Source organism: Streptomyces ambofaciens ATCC 23877 (assembly GCF_001267885.1).
Classification (GTDB): domain Bacteria; phylum Actinomycetota; class Actinomycetes; order Streptomycetales; family Streptomycetaceae; genus Streptomyces; species Streptomyces ambofaciens.
The window spans coordinates 4,560,363-4,575,503 of sequence record NZ_CP012382.1 but is presented as its reverse complement, the minus strand read 5'-3'; the positions used below and the strand labels follow the sequence as shown (position 1 = coordinate 4,575,503).

Annotated in this window: 18 protein-coding genes; 3 read left to right on the top strand and 15 right to left on the bottom strand. The window is 70.9% G+C overall.

The features are described from left to right. Window positions 1-39 precede the first annotated feature (39 nt). The 9 genes from SAM23877_RS20445 to SAM23877_RS20405 form a co-directional block, all read right to left on the bottom strand. Window positions 40-1,380 (bottom strand): dicarboxylate/amino acid:cation symporter, encoded by a 1,341-nt coding sequence (locus SAM23877_RS20445; RefSeq protein WP_053135225.1) that lies wholly within the window; start codon window positions 1,378-1,380, stop codon window positions 40-42. 324 nt (window positions 1,381-1,704) lie between these two features. Next, window positions 1,705-2,004 carry a DUF4229 domain-containing protein gene (locus tag SAM23877_RS20440; protein WP_053135222.1) on the bottom strand — a complete coding sequence of 100 codons (300 nt, stop codon included), beginning with the start codon at window positions 2,002-2,004 and terminating at the stop codon, window positions 1,705-1,707. Between the two features lie 121 nt (window positions 2,005-2,125). Beyond that, the gene (locus SAM23877_RS20435; RefSeq protein WP_053135219.1) at window positions 2,126-2,650 is read right to left on the bottom strand and encodes a GNAT family N-acetyltransferase; all 525 of its coding nucleotides are present in this window, start codon (window positions 2,648-2,650) and stop codon (window positions 2,126-2,128) included. A 16-nt stretch (window positions 2,651-2,666) separates the two neighbouring features. Continuing rightward, on the bottom strand, window positions 2,667-3,308 hold the full coding sequence (locus SAM23877_RS20430; protein WP_053135216.1) for a UdgX family uracil-DNA binding protein: 642 nt from the start codon (window positions 3,306-3,308) through the stop codon (window positions 2,667-2,669). A gap of 195 nt (window positions 3,309-3,503) precedes the next feature. Then, on the bottom strand, window positions 3,504-4,667 hold the full coding sequence (gene mqnE / locus SAM23877_RS20425) for an aminofutalosine synthase MqnE (RefSeq protein WP_053135214.1): 1,164 nt from the start codon (window positions 4,665-4,667) through the stop codon (window positions 3,504-3,506). Window positions 4,668-4,734: 67 nt separating this feature from the next. Next, window positions 4,735-5,190, bottom strand: coding sequence for an Lrp/AsnC family transcriptional regulator (locus SAM23877_RS20420; protein WP_053135210.1), 456 nt, complete (start codon window positions 5,188-5,190; stop codon window positions 4,735-4,737). Between the two features lie 65 nt (window positions 5,191-5,255). Further along, a complete protein-coding gene (locus tag SAM23877_RS20415) occupies window positions 5,256-5,930 on the bottom strand; it encodes a UbiX family flavin prenyltransferase (protein WP_053135208.1) in 675 nt (224 codons plus the stop codon). A 31-nt stretch (window positions 5,931-5,961) separates the two neighbouring features. Next, window positions 5,962-6,867, bottom strand: a complete 906-nt coding sequence (gene mqnP / locus SAM23877_RS20410) for a menaquinone biosynthesis prenyltransferase MqnP (RefSeq protein WP_053135205.1) — start codon at window positions 6,865-6,867, stop codon at window positions 5,962-5,964. Further along, entirely contained in the window at window positions 6,864-8,321 is a 1,458-nt protein-coding gene (locus SAM23877_RS20405; protein ID WP_053135203.1) for a menaquinone biosynthesis decarboxylase, read from the bottom strand. Before SAM23877_RS20405 ends, mqnP begins: the two co-directional genes overlap by 4 nt. 88 nt (window positions 8,322-8,409) lie before the next feature. On the opposite strand from SAM23877_RS20405, the gene SAM23877_RS20400 reads away from it, so the two are divergent. Beyond that, entirely contained in the window at window positions 8,410-8,736 is a 327-nt protein-coding gene (locus tag SAM23877_RS20400; RefSeq protein WP_053135201.1) for a PLD nuclease N-terminal domain-containing protein, read from the top strand. Between the two features lie 16 nt (window positions 8,737-8,752). Here SAM23877_RS20400 and SAM23877_RS20395 read toward each other — a convergent pair whose 3' ends face one another. From SAM23877_RS20395 to SAM23877_RS20380, 5 genes are all read right to left on the bottom strand, one after another. Then, entirely contained in the window at window positions 8,753-9,625 is an 873-nt protein-coding gene (locus SAM23877_RS20395) for a hypothetical protein (protein WP_053135198.1), read from the bottom strand. An 11-nt stretch (window positions 9,626-9,636) separates the two neighbouring features. Then, the gene (locus SAM23877_RS20390) at window positions 9,637-10,500 is read right to left on the bottom strand and encodes a DNA-binding protein (protein WP_053135195.1); all 864 of its coding nucleotides are present in this window, start codon (window positions 10,498-10,500) and stop codon (window positions 9,637-9,639) included. A 235-nt stretch (window positions 10,501-10,735) separates the two neighbouring features. After that, window positions 10,736-10,939, bottom strand: coding sequence for a DUF397 domain-containing protein (locus SAM23877_RS20385; RefSeq protein ID WP_053135192.1), 204 nt, complete (start codon window positions 10,937-10,939; stop codon window positions 10,736-10,738). Window positions 10,940-11,001: 62 nt separating this feature from the next. Continuing rightward, window positions 11,002-11,127 carry a DUF397 domain-containing protein gene (locus SAM23877_RS41345; protein ID WP_244903072.1) on the bottom strand — a complete coding sequence of 42 codons (126 nt, stop codon included), beginning with the start codon at window positions 11,125-11,127 and terminating at the stop codon, window positions 11,002-11,004. After that, a complete protein-coding gene (locus SAM23877_RS20380; RefSeq protein WP_053135189.1) occupies window positions 11,075-12,034 on the bottom strand; it encodes a helix-turn-helix domain-containing protein in 960 nt (319 codons plus the stop codon). Before SAM23877_RS20380 ends, SAM23877_RS41345 begins: the two co-directional genes overlap by 53 nt. A gap of 107 nt (window positions 12,035-12,141) precedes the next feature. Here SAM23877_RS20380 and SAM23877_RS41340 point away from each other — a divergent pair, with 107 nt between their 5' ends. Further along, complete coding sequence (locus tag SAM23877_RS41340) at window positions 12,142-12,678, top strand: DUF7848 domain-containing protein (protein WP_244902973.1); 537 nt, start codon at window positions 12,142-12,144, stop codon at window positions 12,676-12,678. On the opposite strand, the gene SAM23877_RS20370 is transcribed toward SAM23877_RS41340, so the two are convergent. After that, a complete protein-coding gene (locus SAM23877_RS20370) occupies window positions 12,605-14,182 on the bottom strand; it encodes a carboxylesterase/lipase family protein (RefSeq protein ID WP_244902972.1) in 1,578 nt (525 codons plus the stop codon). The genes SAM23877_RS41340 and SAM23877_RS20370 overlap by 74 nt on opposite strands. Window positions 14,183-14,341: 159 nt before the next feature. Here SAM23877_RS20370 and SAM23877_RS20365 point away from each other — a divergent pair, with 159 nt between their 5' ends. Further along, window positions 14,342-15,058 (top strand): MerR family transcriptional regulator, encoded by a 717-nt coding sequence (locus SAM23877_RS20365; protein WP_053135180.1) that lies wholly within the window; start codon window positions 14,342-14,344, stop codon window positions 15,056-15,058. The last annotated feature ends 83 nt before the right edge of the window (window positions 15,059-15,141 follow it).

The window sequence follows — 15,141 nt, the reverse complement described above, 5'->3', positions numbered from 1 at the left end:
GGGGGTCCGGTGCGGGGCGTCGCGATGGTCCGAGTGCGGTCAGGCCGCGGCCGGGACCGGCTCCGAAGCCTGCTTCCGCGGCTCGGGCTCCGGCTCGTCGATCGGCGAGCTGTGCGCCTCGTCGTAGGCCTTGCGGTCGAGCAGTCCCTCGCGGGCGGAGACGATGACCGGGACCAGCGCCTGGCCGGCGACGTTCGTGGCCGTCCGCATCATGTCCAGGATCGGGTCGATCGCGAGGAGCAGGCCGACGCCCTCCATGGGCAGGCCCAGCGTGGAGAGGGTCAGGGTCAGCATGACGGTGGCGCCGGTGAGACCGGCCGTGGCGGCGGAGCCGACCACCGAGACGAAGGCGATGAGCAGGTAGTCGCCGACGCCGAGCTGGATGTCGAAGATCTGCGCGACGAAGATCGCGGCGATCGCCGGGTAGATCGCGGCGCAGCCGTCCATCTTGGTGGTCGCGCCGAAGGGCACGGCGAAGGAGGCGTACTCCTTCGGGACGCCGAGGCGCTCGGTGACCCGCTGGGTGAGCGGCATGGTGCCGACCGAGGAGCGGGAGACGAAGGCCAGCTGGATCGCGGGCCAGGCGCCCTTGAAGAACTGGATCGGGTTGACCTTGGCGACGGTGGCGAGCAGCGTCGGGTAGACCACGAACATCACCAGGGCGCAACCGACGTAGATGTCGGCGGTGAAGGTGGCGTACTTGCCGATCAGGTCCCAGCCGTAGGTGGCGATGGCGTGGCCGATGAGGCCGACGGTGCCGAGCGGGGCGAGGCGGATGACCCACCACAGGGCCTTCTGCAGGAGTTCGAGGATCGACTCGCTCAGGCTGAGGATCGGCTGGGCCTTCTCGCCGAGCTGGAGGGCGGCGATACCGGCGACGGCGGCCATGAAGACGATCTGGAGCACGTTCAGCTCGGTGAACGGCGTGATGACGTCCGTCGGCACGATGCCGGTCAGGAAGTCGATCCAGGAGCCGGTGTTCTCGGGCTTCGCGCCGTCGGCCGGGGTCAGGCCGGTGCCGGCGCCCGGGTTGGTGACCAGGCCGATGACGAGGCCGATGGCCACCGCGATCAGCGACGTGATCATGAACCAGAGGAGGGTGCGGGACGCGAGGCGGGCCGCGTTGTTGACCTTCCGCAGGTTGGTGATGGACACCAGGATCGCGAAGAAGACGAGCGGGGCGACGGCCAGCTTCAGCAGGCCGATGAAGATGTCGCCGACCTTCTCCAGGGTGGTGACCAGCCAGGATATGTCCTGGCTGCGGGCCAGCCAGCCCAGCAGGACGCCGAGGACGAGACCGGCGATGATCTGCGCCCAGAAGGGCACCTTGAAGGGCAGCTTGGAGGTCTTCTCGGCGGAAGACTTCGTGAGGGAAGACACGGACGGGCTCCGTAAGGGGGACGGGACGCGGGGACGGACGCGCAGTGCTGACGTGGAGAACGGACGGGATGAGGGGGGAACGTCAGGGGCGACAGTTCGCGGACGCGCACCGACAGAGGTCCACGTGCAGGCGCGCCACGAGCCCGAGGCTCGGGGGTGTGTGGGGCGCGGCTGCGTGCTTCATGCACACGACTTTAACACCTGTGCTTTGAGACCCCCAAAGCCTCGCTTTGACAGGCAGAGGAGGCCTGGTGCCCGTAAAACGCAGATCACCCCGGTTTCCTGGGGTTTCGGAAACCGGGGCGTACGCGTACGTGACGAGCGTTACGAGGTCTGGCCCTGCGCGCGGGCCGAGTCGTCGGCGAGGTCCTCCTGGCCGCGGTTGGCCTCGAGGCCGGCCTTCATCCGGTCCACGCGGCTCACGACCTGGACCGAGGCCCGGTCCCGCTCCTTGCGCAGCACGACGTAGCTGATGGGGGCCGAGATCAGCAGGGAGAGCAGGAGGATCCACATGCCGTTGGAGTCGCCGAGGCCACGCGGGAACACGCCGGCGTAGACGAGCCCCCAGACGACCACGAGGCAGCCCGCGAAGATCCCGAGGCGCATCAGCGTGTAGCGGAGCATCTCAATCCACTCTTCCGTTTCTGGCACAAAGAGGCACTGTCCAGTGAAACATGCCGGGACGCCGATCTTGCAGCGGGGTGGGGTCCGGCCGGGAGGCGGGTCCCGCCGGGTCCGGACGGGCTCAGGTCAGCGGCAGCAGCATGAAGACGTCGTCCCGGTCGTCGCCGGGCGCCACCCGGATCGCGCCGGGCACCCGACCGACCTCCTTGTAGCCGCAGGACTCGTAGAACCGCTCCAGGCCGAGGCCGCCCCGGCAGGTGAGCCGGATCGCCTCGATGCCCTCGACGGTGCGGGCGGCGTCCGCGGCGGCGGTCATCAGGTCGCGGCCGTAACCGCGGCCCTGGTGGCGCGGGTGGACCATCACGGTGTAGAGCCACAGCCAGTGGGTCATCAGCCGGTGCGCGTTGAGGGCGAGGAACGCGGTGGCGGCCACCCGCCCCTCCTCGTCGTGGCCGACGAGGAGGCGGGTGCGGCCCTCGGCCATGCCCACCAGGTGTCTGACCAGCTCGGGGCGGATGTCCTCCCGCGTCACCGGCGGCACGAAGCCCACGGAGCCGCCCGCGTTGGAGACGTCGGTCCACAGGTCGAGAACGCCGTCGCGCAGGTCGCGGGTGACGGGCGGATCGAAGGTGAAAGTAAGGGACACGTGGCCATGGTAACCATTACCCCAGGGCTCGCGCCGCCATGTCCAGATCCGCGAGCAGCCCCCGGTACGCGCCGTCCCGGTCCTCGGCCCGCAGCACCGCCGACGGGTGCACCGTCGGCACCAGCCGCCGCGGGCGGCCGTGGATCTCCTCCTCCAGCACCGTGCCGCGCACCTGGGTGACCCGGAACGACGAACCGAGCAGCGCCTTGCCGGCCGTGGCGCCGAGCAGGACGATCAGCTCGGGTCGCACGCGGGCCAGTTCGGCGGCCAGCCAGGGTCCGCACGCGGTGGTCTCGCGCAGGGTGGGCGCCTTGTGGATACGGCGCTTGCCGGGCTCGGCCCGCGTGAACTTGAAGTGCTTGACGGCGTTGGTGACGTAGGTGTCCGCCGGGTCGATGCCGGCCTCCGCCAGCGCGCGGTCGAGGAGCTTCCCGGCGGGTCCCACGAACGGCTCGCCCTGCCGGTCCTCCTGGTCGCCGGGCTGCTCGCCGACGAGCATCAGGCGGGCGGTCGCCCTGCCGGCGCCGAACACGGTCCGGGTGGCGTCCCGGTGCAGGGGGCAGCCGCGGCAGTCGGCGGCCGCCCGGCGCAGGGCGGGGAGGCCGCCGCGCTTCGGAACGAAGGGTTCGGCGGTGTAGGCGTCCTCGGTACCGGCCATGTGGTCCGACTACCCGCCGTGGGGAGTCGGACCCGTGGCGGCTGCGGGTGGTCCGTGGCTGGTCGCGCGGTGCCCCGCGCCCCTGAGCCAGGACAGTCCCCGGCGCCCGTCAGGCGGCGTGCGCGCATGCCCTCAGGACGCGGGGAACTGGGCGAACGGCCCCCACCGGCCGGCAGCCGGACGAGGACCGCGGACTCACACCCGCATCGGCTGCGGCGACTCCCGGCGCGCCGGGTCGGGGCCCTCGAACTCCCGGATGATCTCGTAGCGCGTGTTCCGCTCCACCGGCCGGAACCCCGCGTCGCGGATCAGGTCGAGCAGGTCCTCGCGCGTCAGCTTGTTCGGCGTGCCGAAGTCGTCCGCGTCGTGCGTGATCTTGTACTCGACGACCGAGCCGTCCATGTCGTCGGCACCGTGCTGGAGGGCGAGCTGGGCGGTCTGGACGCCGTGCATCACCCAGAAGACCTTGACGTGCGGGACGTTGTCGAAGAGCAGCCGGGAGACCGCGAAGGTCTTGAGGGCCTCCGCGCCGGTCGCCATCTGGGTGCGGGCCTGGAGCCGGTTGCGTACCTTGCCGTCCTTCATGTCCACGAAGTCGTGCTGGTAGCGCAGCGGGATGAAGACCTGGAAGCCGTTCGTCTCGTCCTGGAGCTCACGCAGGCGCAGCACGTGGTCCACGCGGTGGCGGGGCTCCTCGATGTGGCCGTAGAGCATGGTGCACGGGGTCTTGAGCCCCTTCTCGTGCGCCAGGCGGTGGATGCGCGACCAGTCCTCCCAGTGGGTGCGGTGGTCGACGATGTGCTGCCGGACCTCCCAGTCGAAGATCTCCGCGCCACCGCCGGTGAGGGACTCCAGGCCGGCGTCGATCAGCTCGTCGAGGATGTCGGAGGCGGACATCCCCGAGATGGTCTCGAAGTGGTGGATCTCGGTGGCGGTGAACGCCTTGAGCGAGACGTCCGGCAGCGCGGCCTTCAGCTCCCGGAGCGAGCGCGGGTAGTAGCGCCAGGGCAGGTTCGGGTGCAGGCCGTTGACGATGTGCAGCTCGGTGAGGTTCTCGCCCTCCATCGCCTTGGCGAGCTTCACCGCCTCCTCGATGCGCATCGTGTACGCGTCCTTCTCCCCCGGCTTGCGCTGGAAGGAGCAGTACGCGCAGGAGGCGGTGCACACGTTGGTCATGTTGAGGTGGCGGTTGACGTTGAAGTGGACGACGTCGCCGTTCTTGCGCGTCCGCACCTCGTGCGCGAGGCCGCCGAGCCAGGCCAGGTCGTCCGACTCGTACAGCGCGATGCCGTCCTCGCGGGTCAGCCGCTCACCGGAGCGGACCTTCTGCTCCAGCTCGCGCTTGAGCCCGGCGTCCATGCGATACCTCTTTCTCCGACCGAGTCCGTCGAGTCCGTCAGACTCCGTAAACCGTACGCCCCGGGGGCTAGACCTCTTCCGGCAGCTCGCCCACCCGGTTCTCCCACTTGGTGGAGAGCACGATGGTGGTACGGGTCCGGGAGACGCCCTTCGTCCCCGACAGCCGCCTGATGATGCTCTCCAGGCCGTCCACGTCGGTGGCGCGCACCTTGAGCATGTAGGAGTCGTCGCCGGCGATGAACCAGCAGTCCTCGATCTCCCGCAGCTCCTTCAGCCGCTGGGCCACGTCCTCGTGGTCGGCCGCGTCGGAGAGGGAGATGCCGATCAGCGCGATGACGCCGAGGCCGAGCGAGGCGGAGTCCACGGTGGCCCGGTAGCCGGTGATGACCCCGGCCGCCTCCAGCCGGTTGATGCGGTCGGTGACGCTGGGCCCCGACAGTCCGACGAGGCGCCCCAGCTCCGCGTAGGAGGCCCGGCCGTTCTCCCTCAGGGCCTGGATGAGCTGCCTGTCCACCGCGTCCATGCGATCGAAGCCTTCCACTGAAGAGTTCTGAAGATGTGGGTAACCAACGTGGGGGGAGGTGGTGCTCAGGTGGTGGGGCGCGCCCCGCCGAGGTCGCCGCGCCAGCGGCGGTACAGGTCGTGCTCGACCCCGGCCGCGTCCAGGACGCGTCCGGCGACGAAGTCCACGAGGTCCTGGATGTGCGTCGCCCCCGCGTAGAAGGCGGGCGAGGCGGGCACCACGGTCGCGCCCGCGTCGTCCAGGGTCACCAGGTGCCGCAGCGTCCGGCCGTCCAGCGGGGTCTCCCGCACGGCGACGACCAGCTTGCGACGCTCCTTCAGGGTCACGCTCGCCGACCGCTGGAGCAGGTCCTTCGACAGTCCCAGCGCGACGCCCGCGACGCAGGCCGTCGAGGCGGGCACGATCAGCATGCCCTTGACGGGGTACGACCCGGAGGACGGCCCGGCCGCGAGGTCGCCCGCGCTCCAGTGCCGTACGCCGGAGAGGTCCACGTCGAAGGTCTCGGGCTTGCCGTCGGCGCCGCGCGCGAGCCATTCCCGCAGGTCGTGCTGCCAGTGGGCGTCCCGGAAGGAGATGCCGGTCTCGTCGAGCAGGGTGAGCCGCGAGGCCCGGCTGACCACCAGGTCGACGCTCTCGCCCGCCGCGAGCAGTGCCCGCAGCACCGCCGCCGCGTACGGCGTACCGGACGCCCCTGACACCCCCACGATCCAAGGCGTGCGCTGCGTCTGTCCTGGCTTCATGGTGTCGAGCCTAGTCGCAGGCTCAGGGTTTTCAGACGGTGAGGCCCCGCACGAGCAGATCGAGCAGCGCACACACGAACAGGGCGATGCCGATGAAACCGTTGACCGAGAAGAACGCCCTGTTCAGGCGGGTCAGGTCGGTGGGGCGCACGATGGTGTGCTCGTAGAGGAACGCGCCCGCGACGATCAGCAGGCCGAGCCAGAAGAAGAATCCGGCGTCGGTGGCGAGGGCGTACCAGACGAACAGGGCGGTGGTGACGGTGTGGCAGGCGCGGGCGCCCCAGATGGCCGCCGGGATGCCGAAGCGGGCCGGGACCGACTTCACGCCGACCTCCCGGTCGGTCTCGACGTCCTGGCAGGCGTAGATCAGGTCGAAGCCGCCGATCCAGATGCCGACCGCGAGGCCGAGGATCACGGCCTCCCAGGACCACTCGCCGCTGATCGCCAGCCAGCCGCCGATCGGGCCCATCGCCTGGGCGAGACCGAGGATGGCCTGCGGGAAGTTCGTGAACCGCTTGCCGTAGGGGTAGACCACCATCGGGATCACCGCGACGGGGGCGAGGGCGAGGCAGAGCGGGTTGAGCAGGGCCGCGGCGCCCAGGAAGACGACGAGGGCGATCAGCGCGCCGGTCCAGGCGTGCTTGACCGACATGGCGCCGGTGACCAGTTCGCGGTGGGCGGTGCGGGGGTTGCGGGCGTCGATCTCGCGGTCGATGATCCGGTTGACCGCCATCGCGAAGGTGCGCAGGCCCACCATCGCGACGGTGACCAGGAGCAGCCGGCCCCAGTGGATGTTCTCGTCCCACGCGTACATCGCGGTCAGCGCGGCGATGTAGGCGAAGGGCAGCGCGAACACCGAGTGTTCGATCATCACCAGGCGCAGGAACGCCTTGGTGCGCCCCGGCTGCTGCGGCAGCGCGGCGGAAGCCGACGTCACAGTCCGTACTCCTTCCAGCGGCGGTCGACCTTCGCCGCCGTCTCCGGGTCGGACAGCACCATGTCCGGCCAGCCCCCGTCCCGCGTGTACCCCTCCTCGGGCAGCTTCCTCGTCGCGTCGATGCCGGCCTTGCCGCCCCAGAACTGCTGGTAGGAGGCGTGGTCGAGGTGGTCGACCGGGCCTTCGACGACCGTGAGGTCGCGGGCGTAGTCGGTGTTGCCGAGCGCCCGCCAGGCGACCTCGTGCAGGTCGTGGACGTCGCAGTCGGAGTCGACGACCACGATCAGCTTGGTCAGGGACATCATGTGGGCGCCCCAGATGGCGTGCATCACCTTCTGGGCGTGCTTGGGGTACTTCTTGTCGATCGAGACGATCGCGCAGTTGTGGAAGCCGCCGGCCTCGGGGAGGTGGTAGTCCACGATGTCCGGCACGATGATCTTGAGGAGCGGGAGGAAGAAACGCTCCGTCGCGCGTCCCAGCGGGCCGTCCTCCGTCGGCGGGCGGCCGACGACGATCGACTGGAGCAGCGGACGCTTCCGCATCGTCACGCAGTCGATCTTCAGGGCGGGGAAGGGCTCCTGCGGCGTGTAGAAGCCGGTGTGGTCGCCGAAGGGGCCCTCGGGGAGCATCTCGCCGGGCTCCAGCCAGCCCTCGATGACGACCTCGGCCTGCGCCGGGACCTGGAGCGGGACGGTCTTGCAGTCGACCATCTCGATCCGCTTGCCCTGGAGGAACCCGGCGAACAGGTACTCGTCGATGTCGCCGGGGAGCGGGGCGGTGGAGGCGTACGTCACGGCGGGCGGGCAGCCGAAGGCGATGGCGACCGGCAGGCGCTCGCCGCGCCGGGCGGCCACCGCGTAGTGGTTGCGGCTGTCCTTGTGGATCTGCCAGTGCATGCCGATGGTGCGCTTGTCGTGGCGCTGGAGCCGGTACAGGCCCAGGTTGCGGACGCCCGTCTCCGGGTCCTTGGTGTGGGTGAGGCCCAGGTTGAAGAAGGAGCCGCCGTCGTCGGGCCAGGTGAAGAGGGCGGGGAGGCGGTCGAGGTCCACGTCGTCGCCGGTGAGGACGGTCTCCTGCACGGGCGCGCTGCCCGGCTTCACCTTCTTCGGCGGTACGTGCGTCATCGCGCCGAGCTTCCCGAAGGCCTCGCGCATGCCGACGAAGCCCTGGGGCAGCTCGGGGCGGAGCAGCCCGCCGATCTTGTCCGAGATGTCGGAGTACGACTTCAGGCCGAGGGCCTTGAGCAGGCGCCGGTCGGTGCCGAAGACGTTCATCGCGAGGGGCATGTCGGAGCCCTTCACGTTCTCGAAGAGCAGGGCGGGGCCGCCGGCCTTGTTCACCCGGTCGACGATCTCCCCGACCTCCAGGTACGGGTCCACCTCGGCCTTGATGCGCTTGAGGTCGCCCTCGCGCTCCAGCGCCCGGAGCAGCGAGCGAAGATCGTCGTAAGCCATGCGGTCCAGTATCCCCGAGCCGCTACCCTGGCCCTGTACCTGGGGGCCGTGACGCGTCCCCGCCCACCGCTAACGCTGGAGAGGCCCCATGCTCCGGGTGCTGATGTTCCTGATCCCCCTGGCGTTGAGCGTCTACGCGTTCATCGACTGCATCAGCACGAAGGACGAGGACGTCCGGCACATCCCCAAGCCGCTGTGGGCGATCCTCGTGCTGCTGTTCCCGCTGGTCGGGTCGATCTCGTGGATCATCGCCGGCAAGAAGCGGCAGCCGGCCGGCTCCTCGCCCTGGCAGGGCGGCGGCGGGCGCCGGCAGTGGGTCGCGCCGGACGACAACCCCGACTTCCTGAAGTCGCTGGACAAGGACGACGAGAAGGACCGCGACCGCGACAAGGACGAGGACCCCAAGGGCGACTGACCCGCTGGGGTCCTGGTCACTCGCCCTCGAAGATCGCCTCGGCGGTGGACACGGTGATGGCTCGGGTGAGCCAGCAGCGGAGGACTTCGAGGTCGCCGCACGCCGCGATGCGTCCGCGGACGTCGTCGGAGATGGAGATGCCTCGCTGTTCCAGGACGAGGACGATGTCCTCGGCCCGGCTTTTCGCCCGGCCTTCGTCACGGATCTCTTCGGAGATGTAGGACTTGTAGAAGGAGAGGTCCACGGCCACCAGGTTCCTCCAGAGGTGCTTGGCCGGGTGGTTGCCCAGTCCATGTGCGGTGAATTCGACGATGGGGTCCACGACGTCTTCCGGCGCGTCCCGCAATGCTGTGGACAGGGCCTTCAGTATCGCATTCACGACCGGTTCGGCGGCGTGTGTGATGGCCGCCAGGCTGGCCAGCACCAGGTCGGCACGGGCCTCTTCCGGGTCGGTGATCACCGGCATGTTGTGCGGGCCCGCGACCACGGGCCGCAAGGTGAGAGTGGGTAGCTGGGACGGTCCGGCGCTCACCGCCTGCTGGGCCCACTTGGCCGTCGCGTAGTCCTGGCAGACGACCAGCAGCGCGGTGGGCAGGCGGTACTTCGTCCACAGGTACGAGACGTAGTACGCCCAGCTCGCGGGTTTGTCCGGGTCCTTCTTGCCCTGGGCCTCGACGGCCAGCAGGAAGGGTCCCTGGTCGGCAGTCTCGAAGCGCAGGAGGGTGTCGACCCGGCGTTCGACGGGGCTCGCCTCGGTGAGGTCGGTGGGCAGGGTGGTCGCCGCGACGGGTCTGGGGATGTCGACCCCCAGGAAGCGGGAGACGCGGCTGAAGAGTCCCGGGTCGTGTTGGAAGATGCGGTGCATCGCCTCGTGAGACGAGCCGACCATGGGGTTCCGTTCTAGGTCAGGTGCGGTGGGCGGCAGTCGCGGCAGTGGGGTTCGTGTGCGGGGGCGCGGAAGCCCCGGTCGCAGCGGTCGCAGTTGCGCAGGGGGTGCCGGACCGGTGGTGGCGCGGCGGCCGGGCGGGGGCCTACGGGTGGTGGGGGCGGCAGCTGGACCGTCAGGCGGTGGGCCAGGAGGGCTGCCGGGCGGCGTACGCCCTCGGCCGGCAGGCCGGTGGTCAAGGCGTCGCGTACGGCTGCGGGGCTGACCTCGCGCTCCAGCCAGGCGGCCACACCCGGGGCCAGGTGGGTCGTGTCGCAGGCCGAGAGCAGCAGGCGGCGGTCGTGACGGCGCAGGCCGGTGAGGACATCGGTGGCCTGTTTCAGGAGTGCGGGGGCCTTGCAGCCGGGTTGCGGTACGGCGGGCAGCGGGCGTGGCGCCGCAGGCGGGCGACGCGGAGGGCGTTCCGACCGCGCGGGAGCGTGCGGGCGTCCGGATGTGCGACGCCGGGCCGCGCTTGCCGGGTCGTTGCACGACACCGTCCGCGTGACGATGCGGCCGTCCGGGATGCGCTCCCGTTCGCGGCGCAGGTAGCCGTACTCCTCCAGCTCGTTCAGAGCCGCGCCGATACGGGTCGCGCCCTCCTTGAAGCGGGCGGTGAGGCTCTTGATGTCCACCGGGGTGCCGACGCGCACCGACTGGATGTACAGGCCCAGGCCGATCGCCAGCAGCGAGAGGTGCGGGTGCTGGGCCAGGTGGTTGCCGACCACGGTGAAGTTGGTGGTGTGGCGCACGTGCTCGTGCGTGACCCCTGATCGGGGGTGTTTGCCGCCGGGGGCGGACGGGGCGTGCGGGGGCGCGCTAAGGTCGGGAGTATCCATCAGGAAGTGCGGTTCTTCCTCGTTGGCCAGGCCCTCGTGGGGATTGCGAGTCCCCTCGGGGGCTGACATATGTCAGCGGTTAATGCGCTGAGAGTAAGGGAGTTGGGGCCCCCGAAAGCCAGCCCAACCGGTGATGTTCACCCAGGCGAGTGAGGCGACGCCGTGGGCGGGAGGGAGGGGTGGGGCTTGGCTGGGTTTCTTTCTCCCCGTGGTTCTTTCCGGGTAGGCGCCCCTGTCACCGGAGCACGAGAAAGCGGGTTCCGGTGAATGCGGACCAGGCGGCGCGGCCGACGAGGAGGACGGGGCCGTCAGGGTTCTTGCTGTCGCGGACGGGGACGACGGAGTGGAATCCGGGGGCCACTTCGACGCAGTTTCCGCCGTTGGCGTCGCTGTAGCTGCTCTTGATCCAGAACGTTGCGTCGGATTCGTGGCTGCCCATGGTCTTCGTACCCTTCGATCGCGACGCCAATGGGGACGACTTCCTCGCGAGTTGGGCCCCTGTCACCGGAGCACGAGAAAGCGGGTTCCGGTGAATGCGGACCAGGCGGCGCGGCCGACGAGGAGGACGGGACCGTCAGGGTTCTTGCTGTCGCGGACGGGGACGACGCCGGGGACTCCGGGGGCTATTTCGATGCAGTCCCCGCCGTTGGCGCCGCTGTGGCTGCTCTTGATCCAGGTGGTCGCGCTCAGGTCGTGGCTGCTCATGAGACTCGTACCCTTCCATCACGTCGCTGATCAGAGCGGCGGACTCAGGGGCTGACAGCGCATCCGCCCGCAGCACATCATAGGTCGCGTTGTGCCTGGTGAAGACGGTCGGATCGTCACTGAAGTGCCCACGGTCCAGCGACTCCGAGTACACCCAGCGCTCTCCCCCCGGCAGTTCGATGAGCGACAGCGAGGTGTCCGGCCGGTCGAGGTACGGGCGGCTCAAGGGTGCTACCTGCACTCGTACGTTGGGGAGGCGGCCGACGGCCAGCAGGTGCGCGCACTGGTCCCGCATGACTGCCGTGCCACCCACCACATGGCGCAGACAACCCTCGTCCAGCACGACGACGTAGAGCGGGCCGCCCGCTGCGTAGAAGCGCTGCTGTCGGCTCAACCGGGCACGCACTCGCTCGTCGACTTCGGCTGCATCCGAGAGGCGTCGGCCGAACAGGGCCGTCGCATAAGCGGACGTCTGCAACAGGCCCGGCATCACCTGTGTCTGGTAGGCGCGGACGGCCACCGCCTCGGCGTCCATGCGAGCCCTGCGCTCGAACCAATCCGGATGCTCCACCTCCGGATACCAGTCGATCCGCCCCCACAGCCGCCCCAGCACCCCACCCGTGCCCAGCAGCTCGTCGCACGTCTTGGCGAACGTGTCCTGCGGCACCCGCGACCCCGCCTCCACGCGGGCGACGTGCGAGCGATCGCAGGGGATGCGGGCCGCCAGGCCCTCCTGCGTGAGCCCCGCGGCCTCCCGGAAGTGCCGCAGCACCTCGCCGAACACGGCGGCCGTACTCGCTCCCGAACTCCCGGCGTTGCGCCGTCCCACGCGGCGGACCTCCTCCGTGACAGTCCACGAGTGTCACGCGCCAAGCATTGCTCCGGACGACTCCCCTCAGCAACCCTCGGTACACCGAGAGTCACGGAGGTTGCACGATGGATCACGAGGGACGACTGAGCGCCACCGTGCGGGCGGTCAACGACCGTTCGCTCAGCGACGCGTCGACGGCGCGGGCGCTCGTCGCGTTGCCGCCGCCGCCCGAACCGGTGGCCGGCTGCGCCCTCTGCGCGCAGCTGGCCGTCCTGCGCGCCCACGCCAGGACCGTCGGGGACGGCAGCGCGGAGACCGACGCCGACGTACTGCTGGCCCGGCACCAGCGGCAGGCGCACGCGCCGCGCCGCGTCTTCCGGTACGTGCCGTTCACGGTCGTCCAGGACCCGTCCGCGTGGCCGGAGTACGAGGCGCGCTGCGTGTCGGGGGACGAGGCCGACTGCGGCGCCTCCTCCGGGCCGCGTGGGGGCCCGGAGGAGGTGGAGGAGTGGCAGCGCGGGCACACCCGGGAGACCCGGCACCTGCGCTACCGGCGCTGCTTCACGGACTACGCGGTGCTGGAGCCGGTCAGGAGCGGGCCTGGTCCGACGGGAGCCACAGGTCGCACTTGTGGTCCTGCGGGAAGGTCGTCGACGCCGTGATCGCCTCGGGGGCGAGCACCTGCACCTTCGGGTACTGGTTCCAGCGCGGGGCGTTCGCCGCGTACGGCACGCCGGTGTGGGCGAAGTTGGTCCAGTAGCCGAGCATCTTCGCCGCCAGGGCGTTCTGGGCGGGGGTGCCCGAGACGCCGCCGAAGACGTACCGGATCTCCGATCCGTGCGGGGCGCCGAGCGGGAAACTGACCGGCAGGTTCAGGTGGTCCATGGAGTGCCGGTCGGCGAACTCGTACTGGTAGGACCGGGTGTGGCCGGCCATCAGCCGGGCCGTGCGGGACTGGAGACAGGCGAACTGGGAGTCGGTGAACACCGCGCCCAGGGCCTCGGCGGGGGTGCCGTGGTCGGACAGCGGGTAGCGGGCGAGGACCGCGTCGGCGCGGTCGCCGTAGAGGGCGCGGACGGCGACCGGGTATCCGGCCGCGGTGAGGGGCCGGCCCGCCAGGTCGTAGGTGGTCGCCACGGTGAGGCGGCCCTCGTCGGCCGTGGTCCCCTGGAGGACGGGGACGCGGTGGAAGCGGCCGCTCTCCAGCGCTTCCGCGATCTGGAGCGGCAGGACCCGGCCGTCGACGTTGGGGACCCAGCGGGCGGTGGGGGCCGTCGAGGCCGTGAGCAGCTCGCCGGCGGGCTTGGCGCGCAGGCAGGCCACGTCGGCGCAGCCCACGGAGCCGGCCCAGGAGGCGCCCGTGCGCTGCTGCGACTCCTGGGTGGGCAGGGGGAAGCCGCAGCCCGACTGGGCGATGGCGCGGTCGAAGAGTCCGGCGGCGCGGGGCGAGACGAGGTGCTGGCAGACGCTGCCGCCGCCCGCCGACTCGCCGAAGACCGTGACGTTGCCGGGGTCGCCGCCGAAGGCCGCGATGTTCTGCCGCACCCAGCGCAGGGCCGCCTGCTGGTCGAGCAGGCCGTAGTTGCCCGAAATGCCCTCCGGCGACTCCCCGGCCAGACCCTCGTGGGCGAGGTAACCGAAGGCGCCGAGGCGGTAGTTGAGGGTGACGACGACCGTGTCGCCCCGGGTGGCCAGGTTTCCGCCGTCGTAGAAGGCGCCGGAGCCGATGGTGAAGCCGCCGCCGTGGATCCAGACCATCACCGGCCGCTTCGTCACGGAACGCGCGGTGGGCGTGTGCACGTTGAGGTAGAGGCAGTCCTCGCTCGGGGTGCCGGGCCCGGCCAGATCGCCCCAGGGGGTCGACGAGTTCGCCTGCATGCAGGGGTTGCCGGGGGCCGTGGCGTCACGGACGCCCGTCCAGCGCTCGGGCGCCGCGGGCGGCTTCCAGCGCAGGTCGCCGACCGGCGGAGCGGCGTAGGGGATGCCCAGGTAGTCGTGGGTGGTCTCCCCCGTCGCGCCGCGCACCTGCCCGTAGCGGGTGGTGACGGTCGGCGCGTCGGCCGCGGCCGCGGGGGTGGCGAGCGCGGTGGGGACGGCGGTCAGGGCGACCGCCGACAGCAGGATGACGCCCGACAGCGCCCCCCTTAACCGTCGCGGCCATGACAATACGGAGTGGTTTCTCGGCGTACGTCTCGTGAGCGGGCCGGACATCGGCACCTCCGTGCGGGAGTGGGTGGTGGCAAGGTCCCCGCAGTGTCGGGGCCCGCCCCCGCTTCCCGCATCGCGTGAATCACCAGTCTCCGCCCGGGCCTACCCTTCTCGTCGATGACCAACGACCGCCGGCTGCGCACCGTCGACCTGGCTCGCCAGGCCGGCCTCTCGACGCAGCAGATCCGCAACTACGAGGACGCCGGCGTCCTTCCCCCGGCGGACCGGACCGAGTCCGGCTACCGCGTCTTCGGCGAACGGCACCGGCAGGCGCTCCTGACGTACCGGACGCTGCAGAAGGGGTACGGGCCGGTGGCGGCGACGCGGATCATGCGGACCGTGCACGAGGGCGACGTACCGGGCGCGCTCGCGCTCGTCGACGGCGCACACGCGGCCCTGCACGCGGAGCGGGTCTCCCTGCGGGCCGCGAGCGCGGCACTGGAGGAACTGGCCCGCGAGGAGCCCGGACCGCCGCCCCGCTCCGGCGGACTGCGCATCGGCGAGGTGGCCGCGCTGATCGGCGTACGGACGTCCGCGCTGCGGGTGTGGGAGGCGGCGGGTCTGCTCACGCCCCGGCGTGAACGCGGCACCGGGTACCGGGTGTTCGACCCCGCCGACGTCCGGGACGCCCGGCTCGTCCACACCCTGCGCGGCGCCCACCACCTGTTCGAGCAGATCCGCCCCGTCCTGGACGGCCTGCGGCGCGAGGGCAGCAGCGAGGCGCTGCGGGCCGCGCTCGGGGCACGGGGGCGGGCCCTCACCGCGCGGACCCGGGCGATGCTGGCGGGCGCGGGAGCCCTCGACGCCTACCTCGGGTACGACCGGGCGGAGTGAACGGCGGCGACCGTACCGCCGTTCGAGGGGCCATCCGTTTCGTTGAAGAGTGCCGACACTCGGGGTACACGGTCGCGCCCACG

Excerpts from the sequence above, each read along its gene's own strand:
- SAM23877_RS20385 (WP_053135192.1), bottom strand. The coding sequence starts at position 10,939 with ATGGGCAGCCACGAATCCGACGCAACGTTCTGGATCAAGAGCAGCTAC.
- SAM23877_RS20390 (WP_053135195.1), bottom strand. The coding sequence starts at position 10,500 with ATGGATACTCCCGACCTTAGCGCGCCCCCGCACGCCCCGTCCGCCCCC.
- SAM23877_RS20365 (WP_053135180.1), top strand. The coding sequence starts at position 14,342 with ATGACCAACGACCGCCGGCTGCGCACCGTCGACCTGGCTCGCCAGGCC.
- SAM23877_RS20430 (WP_053135216.1), bottom strand. The coding sequence starts at position 3,308 with ATGGCCGGTACCGAGGACGCCTACACCGCCGAACCCTTCGTTCCGAAG.
- SAM23877_RS20400 (WP_053135201.1), top strand. The coding sequence starts at position 8,410 with ATGCTCCGGGTGCTGATGTTCCTGATCCCCCTGGCGTTGAGCGTCTAC.
- mqnE (WP_053135214.1), bottom strand. The coding sequence starts at position 4,667 with ATGGACGCCGGGCTCAAGCGCGAGCTGGAGCAGAAGGTCCGCTCCGGT.
- SAM23877_RS20395 (WP_053135198.1), bottom strand. The coding sequence starts at position 9,625 with ATGGTCGGCTCGTCTCACGAGGCGATGCACCGCATCTTCCAACACGAC.
- SAM23877_RS20405 (WP_053135203.1), bottom strand. The coding sequence starts at position 8,321 with ATGGCTTACGACGATCTTCGCTCGCTGCTCCGGGCGCTGGAGCGCGAG.
- SAM23877_RS41340 (WP_244902973.1), top strand. The coding sequence starts at position 12,142 with ATGGATCACGAGGGACGACTGAGCGCCACCGTGCGGGCGGTCAACGAC.
- SAM23877_RS20420 (WP_053135210.1), bottom strand. The coding sequence starts at position 5,190 with ATGGACGCGGTGGACAGGCAGCTCATCCAGGCCCTGAGGGAGAACGGC.
- SAM23877_RS20415 (WP_053135208.1), bottom strand. The coding sequence starts at position 5,930 with ATGAAGCCAGGACAGACGCAGCGCACGCCTTGGATCGTGGGGGTGTCA.
- SAM23877_RS20440 (WP_053135222.1), bottom strand. The coding sequence starts at position 2,004 with ATGCTCCGCTACACGCTGATGCGCCTCGGGATCTTCGCGGGCTGCCTC.